At 71.1% G+C, this 13,521-nt stretch carries 15 protein-coding genes; 4 read left to right on the plus strand and 11 right to left on the minus strand.

The window, feature by feature from the left end:
- Positions 1 to 12 precede the first annotated feature (12 nt).
- Positions 13 to 444: a barstar family protein gene (locus CYQ11_RS06600; protein ID WP_099202002.1), complete on the minus strand. Its 432-nt coding sequence runs from the start codon at positions 442 to 444 to the stop codon at positions 13 to 15.
- Positions 441 to 863, minus strand: coding sequence for a guanyl-specific ribonuclease (locus CYQ11_RS06605; protein WP_099202001.1), 423 nt, complete (start codon positions 861 to 863; stop codon positions 441 to 443). The genes CYQ11_RS06600 and CYQ11_RS06605 overlap by 4 nt, the downstream gene beginning before the upstream one ends.
- 148 nt (positions 864 to 1,011) lie before the next feature.
- On the opposite strand from CYQ11_RS06605, the gene CYQ11_RS06610 reads away from it, so the two are divergent.
- Complete coding sequence (locus tag CYQ11_RS06610; RefSeq protein ID WP_099202000.1) at positions 1,012 to 1,551, plus strand: YbhB/YbcL family Raf kinase inhibitor-like protein; 540 nt, start codon at positions 1,012 to 1,014, stop codon at positions 1,549 to 1,551.
- A 297-nt stretch (positions 1,552 to 1,848) separates the two neighbouring features.
- Here the strand turns inward: CYQ11_RS06610 and CYQ11_RS06615 are convergent, their stop codons facing one another.
- From CYQ11_RS06615 to CYQ11_RS06630, 4 genes are all read right to left on the minus strand, one after another.
- The gene (locus tag CYQ11_RS06615) at positions 1,849 to 2,622 is read right to left on the minus strand and encodes a sulfite exporter TauE/SafE family protein (protein ID WP_099201999.1); all 774 of its coding nucleotides are present in this window, start codon (positions 2,620 to 2,622) and stop codon (positions 1,849 to 1,851) included.
- A gap of 106 nt (positions 2,623 to 2,728) precedes the next feature.
- Positions 2,729 to 3,676, minus strand: coding sequence for an SPFH domain-containing protein (locus tag CYQ11_RS06620; RefSeq protein WP_099201998.1), 948 nt, complete (start codon positions 3,674 to 3,676; stop codon positions 2,729 to 2,731).
- A gap of 119 nt (positions 3,677 to 3,795) precedes the next feature.
- Complete coding sequence (locus CYQ11_RS06625) at positions 3,796 to 4,218, minus strand: NfeD family protein (protein WP_099201997.1); 423 nt, start codon at positions 4,216 to 4,218, stop codon at positions 3,796 to 3,798.
- 84 nt (positions 4,219 to 4,302) lie between these two features.
- Positions 4,303 to 5,094, minus strand: coding sequence for an ABC transporter ATP-binding protein (locus tag CYQ11_RS06630; protein WP_099202021.1), 792 nt, complete (start codon positions 5,092 to 5,094; stop codon positions 4,303 to 4,305).
- A 109-nt stretch (positions 5,095 to 5,203) separates the two neighbouring features.
- Here CYQ11_RS06630 and CYQ11_RS06635 point away from each other — a divergent pair, with 109 nt between their 5' ends.
- Positions 5,204 to 6,010, plus strand: coding sequence for an Rv1486c family protein (locus tag CYQ11_RS06635; protein WP_099201996.1), 807 nt, complete (start codon positions 5,204 to 5,206; stop codon positions 6,008 to 6,010).
- A gap of 100 nt (positions 6,011 to 6,110) precedes the next feature.
- Here the strand turns inward: CYQ11_RS06635 and CYQ11_RS06640 are convergent, their stop codons facing one another.
- The 4 genes from CYQ11_RS06640 to CYQ11_RS06655 form a co-directional block, all read right to left on the minus strand.
- Entirely contained in the window at positions 6,111 to 6,425 is a 315-nt protein-coding gene (locus CYQ11_RS06640; RefSeq protein WP_099201995.1) for a chaplin, read from the minus strand.
- Positions 6,426 to 6,613: 188 nt separating this feature from the next.
- Positions 6,614 to 6,862: a chaplin gene (locus CYQ11_RS06645; RefSeq protein WP_099201994.1), complete on the minus strand. Its 249-nt coding sequence runs from the start codon at positions 6,860 to 6,862 to the stop codon at positions 6,614 to 6,616.
- A 175-nt stretch (positions 6,863 to 7,037) separates the two neighbouring features.
- Complete coding sequence (locus CYQ11_RS06650) at positions 7,038 to 7,688, minus strand: response regulator (RefSeq protein WP_099201993.1); 651 nt, start codon at positions 7,686 to 7,688, stop codon at positions 7,038 to 7,040.
- Positions 7,681 to 8,826 (minus strand): GAF domain-containing sensor histidine kinase, encoded by a 1,146-nt coding sequence (locus tag CYQ11_RS06655; RefSeq protein WP_099201992.1) that lies wholly within the window; start codon positions 8,824 to 8,826, stop codon positions 7,681 to 7,683. Before CYQ11_RS06655 ends, CYQ11_RS06650 begins: the two co-directional genes overlap by 8 nt.
- A 164-nt stretch (positions 8,827 to 8,990) precedes the next feature.
- Between CYQ11_RS06655 and CYQ11_RS06660 the strand changes: the two genes are divergently transcribed.
- Both CYQ11_RS06660 and CYQ11_RS06665 read left to right on the plus strand, forming a co-directional pair.
- A complete protein-coding gene (locus CYQ11_RS06660; RefSeq protein ID WP_181143597.1) occupies positions 8,991 to 9,689 on the plus strand; it encodes a nitroreductase family protein in 699 nt (232 codons plus the stop codon).
- Between the two features lie 361 nt (positions 9,690 to 10,050).
- Complete coding sequence (locus tag CYQ11_RS06665; protein ID WP_099201990.1) at positions 10,051 to 10,755, plus strand: transglycosylase SLT domain-containing protein; 705 nt, start codon at positions 10,051 to 10,053, stop codon at positions 10,753 to 10,755.
- Between the two features lie 80 nt (positions 10,756 to 10,835).
- On the opposite strand, the gene CYQ11_RS06670 is transcribed toward CYQ11_RS06665, so the two are convergent.
- A complete protein-coding gene (locus tag CYQ11_RS06670) occupies positions 10,836 to 13,388 on the minus strand; it encodes an ABC transporter ATP-binding protein/permease (protein WP_099201989.1) in 2,553 nt (850 codons plus the stop codon).
- Positions 13,389 to 13,521: the final 133 nt, after the last annotated feature.

A 13,521-nucleotide genomic window follows, 5' to 3' on the forward strand; every position in this document is an offset into this window, starting at 1 on the left:
CGGCGCCCTGCCTCAGCCGAGGAGCACCGTCAGCGGCGACTCGCCCTCGGCCCAGAAGTCGACGGCGTCGGCCAGGACGGCCTCCGCCGTGCGGGCGTCGGCGGGGGCGGCCTTGCTGAAGGCCTCCCACTGCTCCGCCAGCAGCAGGTAGCCGCGGGACTTACCGGCCTCGCGCCACCAGGAGAGGTCGGTGAGGCAGTCGGCGAGGGCGTCCCAGTTGTGGCCGAACCAGTCGGGGAACCCGAGGTCGGCGGCGCACCTCCGGAGAAAGGCGGCCTTGTCGTGGACGCCGTCGAGGCGCAGCCGCGCCGCCCGCCAGTCGGCCTCGGCGGCGAGGTCCATGACCTCCTGCGGGGGTTCGGCGGGGGGCAGTCGGTAGAGGCCCGGCGGCGTGGCGCCGCTGAGGATTCCCTGGAGCCCGGATGCGGGCAGCGAGCGGGTCATCGGTGCACCACCGCTTCGAACGTCTCGTAGTGGTCGCTGGTGTAGTAGCGCTCGGAGTGCTCCCCGGCGATGATGCGGCGGGCGCCGCGGTCACGGGAGCCCGGGGTGGGCACCGTGTACTCGTGGTAGTAGCCGCGGGGTTGCCGGGGGAGCCGGTTCTCGTGGTTGCCGAAGACGGTGCCGTCCTTGGGGTACGGGAAGGGGCCGCCCTTGGCGATGAGGTCGAGGGTGCGCCGTGCCTCGGGCGGCAGCCGGTCCTCGCGGACGGTCTTCATGCCCTTCGCCCAGGAGGGGGTCGCGCCCGTGTCGGTGGGGGTGGCGGCGGTGGTCCGGGGTTTCTCGGTCTTCTGGCCTCCTGACACGCAGGCAGGGAGCAGCAGCAGCGGCAGGGTGGCCAGGAGGACGGTCAGGGCGCGCATGAGACGGCCCGCCGGTCGTCGCCGCTCGTTCTGTCGTCGTCCGATTTGTCGAAGTACATGAAGCACGCTCCCCATGGTCGCAGTGCGGGCGGCCGATGCCTCGTTAGGCTGGCGCTTTCACCTGTCAGCGCGTATTGGAGGTGTCTTGGTGTCCGAGCAGAAGCGACGGCCGCTCCCCCACGATTTTCATCCGCCGGTGCCCTCGTTCACAGTGGCGAGCGACGATGTGACGGATGGTGCGAGGCTCAAGAGCGACCAGGTGCACGCGGGCGGCAACGTGTCGCCGCACCTGCGCTGGGAGGGTTTCCCCGAGGACGCGAAGAGTTTCGCCGTCACGTGCTTCGACCCGGACGCGCCGACCGGCAGCGGTTTCTGGCACTGGGTGCTCTTCGACATCCCGGCCGGTGTCACCGAGTTGCCGGCCGGTGCGGGAAGCGGCGGGATGAAGGAGCTGCCCGAGGGCGCCGTTCATGTGCGCAACGACTACGGGACCCGCGACTTCGGTGGTGCGGCGCCGCCGCCCGGTGACGGGCCGCACCGGTACGTCTTCACCGTCTACGCGGTGGACCGGGAGAAGCTGGGCCCCGACGCGGACGCGTCCCCGGCGGTGGTGGGCTTCCACCTGCGCTTCCACGCGCTGGCGCGGGCGCAGCTGATCGGTGAGTACGAGGTGCCGGCCGCGGGCTGAGGCCGCGACGGCGGGCGGCCGGCGGTCCGTAGGTCCCGTCAGACAGGCGTGGGCGTCCGGAAATTCCGTTGCGCGTCCGTGCCCCTGGCTCGCACAGTGGTTCCTGCCGACGGCTTCGCATGCGGCCGTCGGGCAGCAGGTACCGCCGTGGCGGGGGCGTGGCGCTGTGCGCCTGTCTGCCGGAGCCCGGTCTGGTGCCGGGGGACCGCGCCTGCTGCCGTGCGCTCCGGGCCCGCGTTCGACACGGGGGAATGGGCCCGGAGCGTTCCCCCTCCCCCGGTCAGCCGCGTCCCGCCGTCAGCGCAGCAGGAGCTGGACGATCGCCACGACGCCGACGACGACGATGACGCCGCGCAGCACGGTGGGCGGCAGTCTGCGGCCGAGCTTCGCGCCGGCCTGGCCACCGAGGGTGGAGCCGACGGCGATGAGGAGGACGGCCGTCCAGTCGACGTCCGCGACGAAGACGAAGAAGAGCGCGGCGACGCCGTTGACGACGACGCCGAGGACGTTCTTGAGGGCGTTGATCCTCTGCAGTCCGTCGTGGAGCAGGATTCCCATGAGCGAGAGGTACATGACGCCCTGGGCGGCGCCGAAGTAGCCCCCGTAGGCGCTGGCGACGAGCAGTCCGGCCAGCAGGGCGACGCCGCCGTCGGTGGGTGCCTCGGTGCCGTTGCGCTCGCGCCGGCGGGCGAGGGCCCGGGCGAGGCGGGGCTGGAGGACGACGAGTACCAGCGCGAGGGCGATCAGGACGGGGACGATGGCGTCGAACGCCTTGGACGGCAGGGCGAGCAGCAGGACGGCGCCGGTGAGGCCGCCGATCAGCGCGGTGACGCCGAAGCGGACGATGCGGCGGCGCTGGCCGCGCAGTTCGCGGCGGTAGCCGACGGCGCCGCTGATGTTGCCGGTGACGAGGCCGAGGGTGTTGGAGACGTTGGCGGTGACCGGCGGCAGGCCGGTGGCGAGGAGCACCGGAAAGGTGAACAGGGTGCCGCTGCCGACGATGGTGTTGATCGTGCCGGCGCCGATGCCGGCCGCGAAGACCGCGAGTGCTTCCCAGATGGACAAGGCCATCTCCTTCAGTTCAGTGTGTCGCCTCCCCGCCGTGAGAGGTCGAGGGGCCGCACTGATCATGCATGAGATCGAACATGCGTGAAGGGGGAGGGGCTTCAGTCGTCGGTCAGTCGATCGGCGGCTGCTCCCGGCGCGGGTTCTGCTTGGCGGGGGCGGGCGACGGGGCGCCGCCGCCGCTCTTGGGGGTGAGGCTGCCGACGGCGCCGCTGAGTCCCTTCAGGGCGTCACCGATCTCGCTGGGGACGATCCAGAGCTTGTTGGCGTCGCCCTCGGCGATCTTCGGGAGCATCTGGAGGTACTGGTAGGCGAGCAGCTTCTCGTCGGCGTCGCCGGCGTGGATGGACTCGAAGACCGTGCGGATGGCCTGGGCCTCGCCCTCGGCGCGCAGCGCGGCGGCCCGGGCCTCGCCCTCGGCGCGCAGGATCGCCGACTGCTTCTCACCTTCGGCGGTGAGGATCTGGGACTGGCGGATGCCCTCGGCGGTGAGGATCGCAGCGCGCTTGTCACGGTCGGCGCGCATCTGCTTCTCCATCGAGTCCTGGATGGAGGTCGGCGGCTCGATGGCCTTGAGCTCGACGCGGTTGACGCGGATGCCCCACTTGCCGGTCGCCTCGTCGAGGACGCCGCGCAGGGCGGCGTTGATCTCCTCGCGGGAGGTGAGGGTCCGTTCGAGGTCCATGCCGCCGATGATGTTCCGCAGGGTGGTGACGGTGAGCTGCTCGATGGCCTGGATGAAGCTGGACACCTCGTAGGTGGCCGCCCGGGCGTCGGTCACCTGGTAGTAGATGACCGTGTCGATGTTGACGACGAGATTGTCCTGGGTGATGACCGGCTGCGGGGGGAACGGCACGACCTGCTCGCGGAGGTCGATGCGGTTGCGGATGGAGTCGATGAAGGGGACGACGATGTTCAGGCCGGCGTTGAGGGTGCGGGTGTAGCGGCCGAAGCGCTCGACGATGGCCGCGCTGGCCTGTGGGATGACCTGCACCGTCTTCATGAGGGCGATGAAGACCAGCACCACCAGGATGATCAGGACGATGATGATCGGTTCCATCGTGACTCCAGCTCCCCGTGCCTGTGTCGTTGGGCTTGATCAGTCTTTCAGAACCCGGCGGCGCCGTGCAGGCGTTGGGCCGAGCTCGTCCGGATCGACCCGGTCCCCCGGCGCGGCCTTCAGATCACCACCGCCGTCGCGCCGTCGATCTCGACGACGTCCACGTGCGCTCCGGCCTCGTAGACCCGGTCGGCGTCCAGGGAGCGCGCGGACCAGACCTCGCCGGCGAGCTTGATGCGGCCGCCGCTGCCGTCGACCCGTTCGAGCACGACGGCCTGGCGGCCCCTCAGCGCGTCGATTCCGGACCTGACCTCGGGGCGCCGTGCGCGCTGCCGGTTGGCGATCGGGCGCACGACGGCGATGAGGGCGACGGAGACAGCGGCGAAGACGATGAACTGGGCCACCGTGCCGCCGCCGACGACGGCGGTGCCGGCGGCTGCCAGGGCGCCGACGGCGAACATGCCGAATTCCGGCATGGCGGTCACGACCAGCGGAATGCCCAGCCCCACGGCGGCCACGAGCCACCACACCCAAGTGTCCACGTGGTCATGGTAGGGGCGTGAGCGGCCCGGCGGCAGGGCGCGCGCGGTGTCCCGGGCACCGTGCGCGCGTCGTGGCCGCAGGCGTCAGGACATCGGCAGGCCCTGCGCGGACCAGCGGTCCCCGCGGCGCTCGACGACCAGGGGCAGGCCGAAGCAGTGGGAGAGGTTGCGGGAGGTCAGCTCGAGTTCGAGGGGGCCGGCGGCCAGCACCTTGCCCTGGCGGATCATCAGGACGTGGGTGAAGCCGGGGGCGATCTCCTCGACGTGGTGCGTGACCATGATCATCGAGGGGGCGAGGGGGTCGCGGGCCAGCCGGCCGAGGCGGCGCACGAGGTCCTCGCGCCCGCCCAGGTCGAGTCCGGCTGCGGGCTCGTCGAGCATCAGCAGCTCGGGGTCGGTCATCATCGCGCGGGCGATGAGGGTGCGCTTGCGCTCGCCTTCGGAGAGCGTGCCGAACTTCCGGTCCAGGTAATCGGTCATGCCGAGCACGTCGAGGAAGGCGCGGGCGCGCTGCTCGTCGACCTCCTCGTAGTCCTCCTGCCAGCCGGCGGTCATGCCGTAGGCGGCGGTGAGGACGGTCTGCAGCACGGTCTGGCTGCGCGGCAGCTTGTCGGCGAGGGCGATGGAGGCCATGCCGATGCGGGGGCGCAGTTCGAAGACGTCGACGGCGCCGAGCTTCTCACCCAGGATCCGGGCGGTGCCCTTGGTGGGGAAGAGGTAGCTGGAGGCGACATTGAGCAGGGTGGTCTTGCCGGCACCGTTGGGGCCGAGGATCACCCAGCGCTCGCCCTCCTTGACCGACCAGGAGACCTGGTCCACCAGAGCCCGGCCCTCGCGGACCACGGATACGTCCACCAGTTCCAGCACATCGCTCATGAGCGCGTTGTCTCCCATTGCAGTCGCGTCGTCGCTTGCGCCTGTCGGCGCAGTCCCCAGGGAAAACCTACGCCACCGGTTGTCGGCGCCAGTCCTTAGGCTGGGGCCCATGCTGAACGAACACCGCTCAGGACGGCTCACCGCGTGGGGAAATGCCCTGCTTGCCGGATTTGCCGCGCCCGATGACGCCGCGCATCACATCACGGGGGACGACGCGGTGCACCGGGTCGCGGACCTGCCCGGCGAGTCGGGTCCGGTCGGGCTCACGCTGGCGCTGGGGCGGCTGCGCGCCCTCGGGGCGACGGGGCTGCGGCTGGCGCTTCCGGTGCCGGGGCACCCGCTGGGGCTGAGCGGTCCGCCCGAGTTCAACGCGCGCGCCATGGAGGCCGAGGAGGCGGTGCTGGTCTCGGGGCTGCCGCTCGGCCTCGTGCCCGAGGTCTTCGAGGCCGGACCCGAGGGCGACGTCCACGCGGAGGTCCTCTGGCGGTGCCTGCCCGTGCGGGAGGCGCCGCCCGCCGACGTGCCCTCGCTCTCGGAGGCCGAGCGGGAGCTCGCGGAGGCGCTGCGCGAGGCGACCGAGGTGCTCACCCGGCTGGACGTGGCCGGCTCCGGACCGGTGGCACAGGCGGCACTGGAGGCATACCGGGCGCGGGCGGAGCGCGGCCGTGAGGTGCTCGCGCCGGGGTATCCGCCGCGCGCGGTGCGGGTGCTGGAGCTCGCGCAGCGCGTCGGGGCACTGGTCTCGATCGCGTACGAGCCGGGCGACTCCGAGGGGCGCGAGCACGGCGGCGCGGTGAGCGCGGCGGAGATCACGGCCCGCTCGGCGGCCCTGCGGCCGGTGGAGCGCACGGCGCGGCGGGCGCAGGTGGCCGCGTACAACGCGATGGTGGAGGAGCGCAGCCGCCGCCGGCCCTGACCCGGCGTCCTCCCGGCAGCAGGAAGGCCCCGCAGACCTCCCGGTCCGCGGGGCCTTCCCGTATGCGCCGTGCGCCGCCGTGCGGGACGCCGCGTGAGAACTAGTGGTGACCGCCGTGGCGGCCGCCCTCGTGGTGGTCGTGGTGCTTCTCGTGGCCGTCGTTGACGCAGGTGTTGCCGAACGTCGGGTTGAGGAGGCCGACGATGTCGATGGTGTTGCCGCAGATGTTGATCGGGATGTCGATCGGCACCTGGATGACGTTGCCCGAGATGACACCCGGCGAGCCCTTGGCGACGCCGGAGGCCAGGGCGCCTCCGAAGCCGTCGTCGTCGGTGGCGGCGGCGGGGATGACGGACGCCCCGAGGGCGACACCGGCTGCGGCCAGAGCGAGGGCGGCCTTCTTGGCACTGTTCATGAGGTGGTCTTCCTTCTGATGACTGACCTTGACAGCCCCTGCCACGGGGCCTGCACTGATGAACGCCAATGCACCGCCGATGGCACGGCCACCGGCGGTGTTTGCCCTCGTTCGGACGATTGAAAAGCCCTCGGATGTCGGCTCCACCACCGTGGAGCCGACCGCCCGACGAGGCGGGACGAGCCTGATTACTCGTTGACGCAGAGGTTTCCGTGCGCGGTGTTGAAGAGACCGACGACACTGACGGTGTTGCCGCAGACGTTCACGGGAACCTCGACCGGAACCTGGAGGACGTTGCCGGAGACGACACCCGGGTTGTTCTTCGAGGTGGCGTCCGCGCCCACGTGCCCGCCGTGCGCGGAGGCGGCACCGGCGCCGGCGAGGGCGAGACCGCCGACGGCGAGCGTGACAGCAGCGGCCTTCTTGATGTTCTTCACTCTTCCTATGACCTTCCTGGAATGTTGCCAAAGCGTCGCCACGGCCAGCCGCCGCGGTTACGCCATGACCAACGGGCCAGGGCCATTCGGGTTGCGCAGCCGGGTGGTTTATCACACGACCGCATGAATCTCTGGTCGGAACGCAACGCTCCGTTGCCGTCCGTGCGTCCCCCGGTCAGCCTCCGATGCCCTGGCGCACGGCCCACAGCGCCGCCTGGGTCCGGTCGGCGAGGTCCAGCTTCATCAGGATGTTCGAGACGTGGGTCTTGACGGTCTTCTCCGAGAGGACCAGCGCCCGGGCGATCTCCCGGTTCGACCGCCCGTCCGCGATGAGGGCGAGCACCTCGCGCTCCCGGTCGGTGAGGGCGTTGCCCCGGCCCTGGCCGCCCGCGCCCGACTCCTCCTGGGACAGCAGGGCGTCCGCGACCTCGGCCTGGAGCAGCACGTGCCCGGCGTGCACCGACCTGATGGCACCGGCCAGCGCGTCGGGGTCGACGTCCTTGTACACGTAGCCCGCGGCACCGGCGCGCAGGGCGGGGATGACGGTGCGCTGCTCGGTGAAGCTGGTGACGATCAGCACCCGCGCGGGGCTGGCCAGCTCCCGGAGCCGGCGCAGCGCCTCGACGCCGTCCATGCCGGGCATCTTCACGTCCATGAGGACGACGTCCGGCCGCAGCTCCTCGGCGCGCTCGACGCCCTCGGCGCCGTCCGCGGCCTCCCCCACGACCTCGATGTCGTCCTGCACCTCGAGGAAGGTGCGCAGGCCCCTGCGGACCACCTGGTGGTCGTCCACCAGCAGCACCTTGATGACTCGGTTCTCAGCCACCGGGGACCTCCATTTCGATCGTGGTGCCCTTGCCGGGCTCCGAGAGGACGGCCAGGGCGCCGCCGACGCCGTTGGCCCGGTCACGCATGGACACCAGGCCCAGGTGGCGGCCCGCCCTGCGGACGGCCGACGGGTCGAAGCCGGTGCCGTCGTCGGTCACGCGCAGGACCGCGCCGGGGCCCTGCCGGGTGAGGACGACGTCCACGGCCTGGGCGCCCGAGTGGCGCAGGGCGTTGTGCAGGGCCTCCTGGGCCACGCGCAGCAGCGCCTCCTCCTGGGCGGCCGGCAGGGCCCGTACGCCGTGGGCGGCGAAGGTGACGCGGGCGGAGTGGGCCCGGTCGAGGACCTTGACCTGGGTCCGCAGGGTGGCGATGAGCCCGTCCTCGTCGAGGCCGGCGGGGCGGAGTTCCACCACGGCGGCGCGCAGTTCGTCGGCCGCCTCGGCGGCGAGCCGGGCCACCTGGTGCAGCTCGCCCTTGGCGCGGGCGGGGTCGCGGTCGACGAGGGCGGTGGCGGCCTGGGCGGTCAGGCGCAGCGAGAAGAGCTTCTGGGAGACGGCGTCGTGCAGCTCGTGCGCGAGGCGGGCCCGCTCCCCCGCGATGGTCAGTTCGCGGCTGCGCTCGTAGAGACGGGCGTTGGTGAGGGCTATGGCGGCGTGCTGGGCAAGGACGGCCAGCAGCTCCTCGTCCTCGGCGGTGAAGGAGCAGCCGCCCTCCACCTTGGGGCATCTCTTGTTGGCGAGGAACAGGGCGCCGAGGATCTCGTCGCCGTCGGCGACCGGCATCCCGATGAAGTCGCTCATGTCGGGGTGGGCCTCCGGCCAGCCCCCGAAGCGGGGGTCGAGGCGGACGTCGGCGAGGCGCTGGGGGGTGGCGTCGCTCAGCATCGAGGCGAGGATGCCGTGCTGGCGGGGCAGCGGGCCGATCGCCCTCCACTCCTCCTCGCTGACGCCGTCGACGACGAACTGGGCGAATCCGCCGTGGTCGTCGGGGACGCCGAGGGCGGCGTACTCGGCGTCGAGGAGTTCGCGCGCGGAGGCGACGATCGTCTTGAGCACGTCACGGACTTCCAGGTGCCGGCTCATGGCGAGGAGTGCGGTGCTCACGGCGGTGAGGCCGGAGCGGGGGCCCATGGTCATGGCCTCACCGTATCGACGGCCGGAGGGCAGCGGATCGGGCGGGCGGCGGCAAGGGGATGGGCCGCCGGACCTAGGTCGGCCGGCCCTGGCGGGTGCGCCGCGTCGTCGTGGCGGGTTTCCGCGTGTGCGCCCCAAGGGGCCGCCCGGGGGACCAGACTCGGGATATGTCTATACCAACGCAGTGGACGCCCACGCACGGCGAGCCGTACCGTCCCGTGCCCTACCGTCCCGAGCGGATGCCCGCCGAGGAGTCCCTCGCCCGCGCCGCGGAGCTGAGGGAGCGGATGGGCCGGCGGCGGACCGTGCGGCAGTTCTCCCCCGACCCCGTGCCCGAGCAGGTGGTGAAGGACGCGATCGCGTGCGCGGCGACCGCGCCTTCGGGCGCGCACCAGCAGCCGTGGACCTTCGTCCTCGTCAAGGACCCGCAGATCCGCCGGCGCATCCGCCTGGCAGCGGAGGAAGAGGAGCACGTCTCCTACGAGGGCCGGCTGGGTGAGGAGTGGCTGGCGGCGCTGCGGCCGCTGGGCACGGACGAGGTCAAGCCGCACCTGACGGACGCGCCCGCGCTGGTCGTGGTGTTCCAGCAGCGCTACTGGCTGGGCGAGGACGGGGACAAGCGCAAGCACTACTACGTGGACGAATCGGTCGGCATCGCGGTGGGGATGCTGCTCACCGCGCTGCACCTGTCGGGACTGGCGGCGCTCGTGCACACCCCGAGCCCCATGCGGTTCCTGTCCGAGGTGCTGGGCCGGCCGGTGAACGAGAAGGCCTTCGCGGTGATCCCGGTGGGCTACCCGGCGGCGGACTGCCAGGTGCCGGACCTGGTGCGCAAGAGCCTCGACCAGGTGCTGGTCGAAATCTGACGCACCGTCGAGCAACGTTTTTGATCGCAAACGTTCCGCACAGAGCCGGCCACACCGGGTGAGGACCTACGGCCCCCGGTGTGAGCCCGCTCATGGGACGCAGGTCACGTACGAAGCAGCCTAGTGGGCCCGTAAACAAGCCGTAAGCACGCCCCCCAGCAGGGAGAAGTGCCTGTTTTGCGGGCCTTCGGCGGGTGGTCTCGCAACGAAGCGCGGTAGTACGTCACACCTTTGCCACATGATTTTGCAGCCGCTAACAATTGCCGCACGTCGCACGGCGCCGTCGATCGAGACACGGCGCTTTTTGCGCGCCACGACGGGCCAGTGCGACTCAAGCGATTGGAAGAGGTTCAGCACACTCATGCGCTCCGCCATCTCCGGCTATAGCCGTCTCACCAAGGTCCACAAGCTCTCCGCCGCCGGCGTCGCCGCGGTGGGTGCCGCCGCCCTCGCGTTCGCCGTCATCCCGGACGCCTCCGCCGGCACCGAGGCCCACTCCGTCGCCGTGAAGCCCGTCGCGTGGAACACCAACTCCTTCGGTGAGACGCAGCAGGAGGAGCTGAACAAGCAGTCGGAGACCGCGGTCAAGAAGGCCCAGGCCGACGCCGAGGCCAAGAAGAAGGCCGAGGCCGACGCCAAGGCCAAGGCCGACAAGGAGCGCGCCGAGAAGGCCGCCGCCAGCCGCTCCGAGGAGCGCAAGCCGGTCCAGGCCGCGCCCGCCCCGGCCCCCGCCAAGAAGACCTACGCCAACAACCTTGACGGCTGGATCAAGGAGGCGCTGGACATCATGAAGGCCAAGGGCATCCCCGGCAGCTACAACGGCCTCTACCGGAACATCATCCGGGAGTCGAGCGGCAACCCCAACGCCATCAACAACTGGGACTCCAACGCCGCCGCGGGCATCCCCTCCAAGGGCCTGCTCCAGGTGATCGACCCGACCTTCAAGGCGTACCACGTCGACGGCACGTCCTGGAACATCTACGACCCGGTCGCCAACATCACCGCCGCGTGCAACTACGCGGCCAAGGTGTACGGCTCCATGGACAACGTCAACTCGGCGTACTGAGCCTTCCGCGAACGGCACCTACACGCCGAAGGGCGGCACCCCCGCGGGGGTGCCGCCCTTCGGCGTGTACGGGCGCGGCGCTACTTGCGCATGACCTCCGGCTCGTGCCGGCGCAGCAGCCGGGCGACGACGACGCCGCAGGCCACGCCGATGCCGAGCAGGACGCCCATGTCGACGATCCACTGGCCCGCGGTGTGCTCCCACAGCGGGTCCGGGCCGGCGCCCGGCCACGGCATGAGGACGTTGAGGTCCGCCGTGGCGCCCGCGGCGGCGATCGCCCAGCGCGAGGGCATCAGCCAGGCGAGCTGCTCCACGCCAATCTTGTCGAAGATCTGGAAGAGCACTCCGGTGAACACGACCTGGACGATCGCGAACATCACCAGCAGCGGCATGGTCTTCTCCGCCGTCTTCACCAGCGAGGAGATGATCAGGCCGAACATCATCGAGGTGAAGCCCAGGGCCATGATGACCAGGGCCATCTCGACCTGCGGCAGGTTGGTGAGGAGCACGCCCTCCTTGGGCATCTTCGCACCGCGCGTGCCGAAGCCGATCACGCTGATGAGCGCGCCCTGGAAGACGGTGATCATGCCCAGGACGACGACCTTGGACATCAGGTACGCGGAGCGGGACAGGCCTGTCGCGCGTTCCCGCTCGTAGATCACCCGTTCCTTGATCAGCTCGCGGACGGAGTTCGCCGCGCCCGCGAAGCAGGCGCCCACCGCGAGGATCAGCAGGATGGTGCCGGCGTCGCGGTTCTGGAAGGCGGACTTCGCGGGGCCGGGTCCGAGGCCGAAGTTGGCGGGGATGACCGTGCTCACCCCGCCGAGCACGGCGGGCAGTATCACCATCAGGGCCAGGAAGCCGCGGTCGGAGGCGATGACCGAGACGTAGCGCCGCATCAGCGTCCACAGCTGGGCGCCCCAGCTCTGCGGCACCGGCGGGCGCACCATCTGCGGCTGGACGTGGACCGACTGCGGGGCGACGGCGTCGATGTCGGCCGCGTACATCTGGTAGTGCTGGGAACCGCGCCAGCGGCCCGACCAGTCGTAGTCGCGGTAGTTCTCGAAGGCTGAGAAGACGTCCGCCCACGTCTCGTAGCCGAAGAAGTTCAGCGCCTCGTCGGGCGGGCCGAAGTAGGCGACCGAACCGCCGGGGGCCATGACGAGCAGCTTGTCGCAGAGCGCCAGCTCGGCCACGGAGTGGGTGACCACGAGGACCGTGCGGCCGTCGTCGGCGAGGCCGCGCAGCAGCTGCATCACGTCGCGGTCCATGCCCGGGTCGAGACCGGAGGTCGGCTCGTCCAGGAAGATCAGCGACGGCTTGGTGAGCAGCTCCAGGGCCACCGAGACGCGCTTGCGCTGGCCGCCGGAGAGGGCCGTGACCTTCTTGTCCTTGTGGATGTCCAGCTTCAGCTCGCGCAGCACCTCGTCGATGCGCGCCTCGCGCTCGGCGGGCGCGGTGTCGCCGGGGAAGCGGAGCTTGGCGGCGTAGCGCAGCGCCTTCCGGACGGTGAGCTCCTTGTGCAGGATGTCGTCCTGCGGGACCAGACCGATGCGCTGGCGCAGCTCGGCGAACTGCTTGTAGAGGTTCCGGTTGTCGTAGAGGACGTCGCCCTGGTTGGCGGGCCGGTAGCCGGTGAGCGCCTTGAGCAGGGTGGACTTTCCGGAGCCGGAGGGGCCGATGACGGCGATCAGCGACTTCTCGGGGACGCCGAAGGAGACGTCCTTGAGGATCTGCTTGCCGCCCTCGACCGTCACCGTGAGGTGGCGGGCGGAGAAGGAGACGTCACCGGTGTCGACGAACTCCTCGAGCCGGTCGCCGACCATCCGGAAGGTCGAGTGACCGACACCGACGATGTCCTGGGGGCCGATGATCTGCTGGCGGACCGGCTGACCGTTGACGTAGGTGCCGTTGTGGCTGCCGAGGTCGACGATCTCGAAGCGGCCGTCGCTGGTGGCCCGGAACTCGGCGTGGTGCCGGGAGACCTGGAGGTCCGAGACGACCAGCTCGTTGTCCAGGGCACGACCGATGCGCATCACCCGGCCGACGGCCATCTGGTGGAAGCTGGTCGGGCTGCGGTCGCCGTAGACGGGCGGGGCGCCGGCCTGCCCGCCGGTCGTCTGGCCCTGCTGGGGGGCGGCCTGCGGCGGGACGTAGGGCTGCTGCTGCCAGGCCTGCGCCTGCGGGGGCTGCTGGTACTGCTGTTGCGGGGGCTGGTGGCCCCACCCCTGGGGGTCGGGCTGCTGGTACTGCTGCGGCGGCTGCGCGCCCGGCTGGACCGGCGCGGCCATCGCGGTCTGCGCGCTGTAGAGGTCGGCGGCCGGAGAGGCGGCGGCGGAGAGGTTCAGCCGCGGGCCGTCCGTCGCGTTGCCGAGGTGCACGACCGCGCCGGCGCCGAGCTCCAGCTGGTGGATGCGCTGGCCCTGCACATAGGTGCCGTTGGTGCTGCCGTGGTCCTCGATGACCCACGCGCGCCCGCCCCAGCGGAGACTGGCGTGCCGCCAGGAGACCCGGGCGTCCTCCAACACCATGTCACCCTGCGGGTCACGCCCGAGGGTGTACGACCTGGACGGGTCCAATGTCCAGGTCTGTCCGTTCAATTCCAGTACGAGTTCCGGCACTCCATGCCCCACTACTTGTCCCCCGATGAGCCCCCTGCACGGGGAGTCTAGGGATGGCGAACATCGGGAGGAACTATTTCAGGCACAGTCCCCTGACCGAAAGTCGGGACGGGCTCCACGACGTACCGGCCCGGTAACAGCAGCC

This window comes from Streptomyces cinnamoneus (genome assembly GCF_002939475.1).
Classification (GTDB): Bacteria; Actinomycetota; Actinomycetes; order Streptomycetales; family Streptomycetaceae; genus Streptomyces; species Streptomyces cinnamoneus_A.

What these genes read in the sequence shown, in the direction of transcription:
- CYQ11_RS06600 (WP_099202002.1), bottom strand. Translation starts at nt 444, where the DNA reads ATGACCCGCTCGCTGCCCGCATCCGGGCTCCAGGGAATCCTCAGCGGC.
- CYQ11_RS06605 (WP_099202001.1), bottom strand. Translation starts at nt 863, where the DNA reads ATGCGCGCCCTGACCGTCCTCCTGGCCACCCTGCCGCTGCTGCTGCTC.
- CYQ11_RS06615 (WP_099201999.1), bottom strand. Translation starts at nt 2,622, where the DNA reads ATGGCCTTGTCCATCTGGGAAGCACTCGCGGTCTTCGCGGCCGGCATC.
- CYQ11_RS06620 (WP_099201998.1), bottom strand. Translation starts at nt 3,676, where the DNA reads ATGGAACCGATCATCATCGTCCTGATCATCCTGGTGGTGCTGGTCTTC.
- CYQ11_RS06630 (WP_099202021.1), bottom strand. Translation starts at nt 5,094, where the DNA reads ATGAGCGATGTGCTGGAACTGGTGGACGTATCCGTGGTCCGCGAGGGC.
- CYQ11_RS06635 (WP_099201996.1), top strand. Translation starts at nt 5,204, where the DNA reads ATGCTGAACGAACACCGCTCAGGACGGCTCACCGCGTGGGGAAATGCC.
- CYQ11_RS06640 (WP_099201995.1), bottom strand. Translation starts at nt 6,425, where the DNA reads ATGAACAGTGCCAAGAAGGCCGCCCTCGCTCTGGCCGCAGCCGGTGTC.
- CYQ11_RS06655 (WP_099201992.1), bottom strand. Translation starts at nt 8,826, where the DNA reads ATGACCATGGGCCCCCGCTCCGGCCTCACCGCCGTGAGCACCGCACTC.
- CYQ11_RS06660 (WP_181143597.1), top strand. Translation starts at nt 8,991, where the DNA reads ATGTCTATACCAACGCAGTGGACGCCCACGCACGGCGAGCCGTACCGT.
- CYQ11_RS06665 (WP_099201990.1), top strand. Translation starts at nt 10,051, where the DNA reads ATGCGCTCCGCCATCTCCGGCTATAGCCGTCTCACCAAGGTCCACAAG.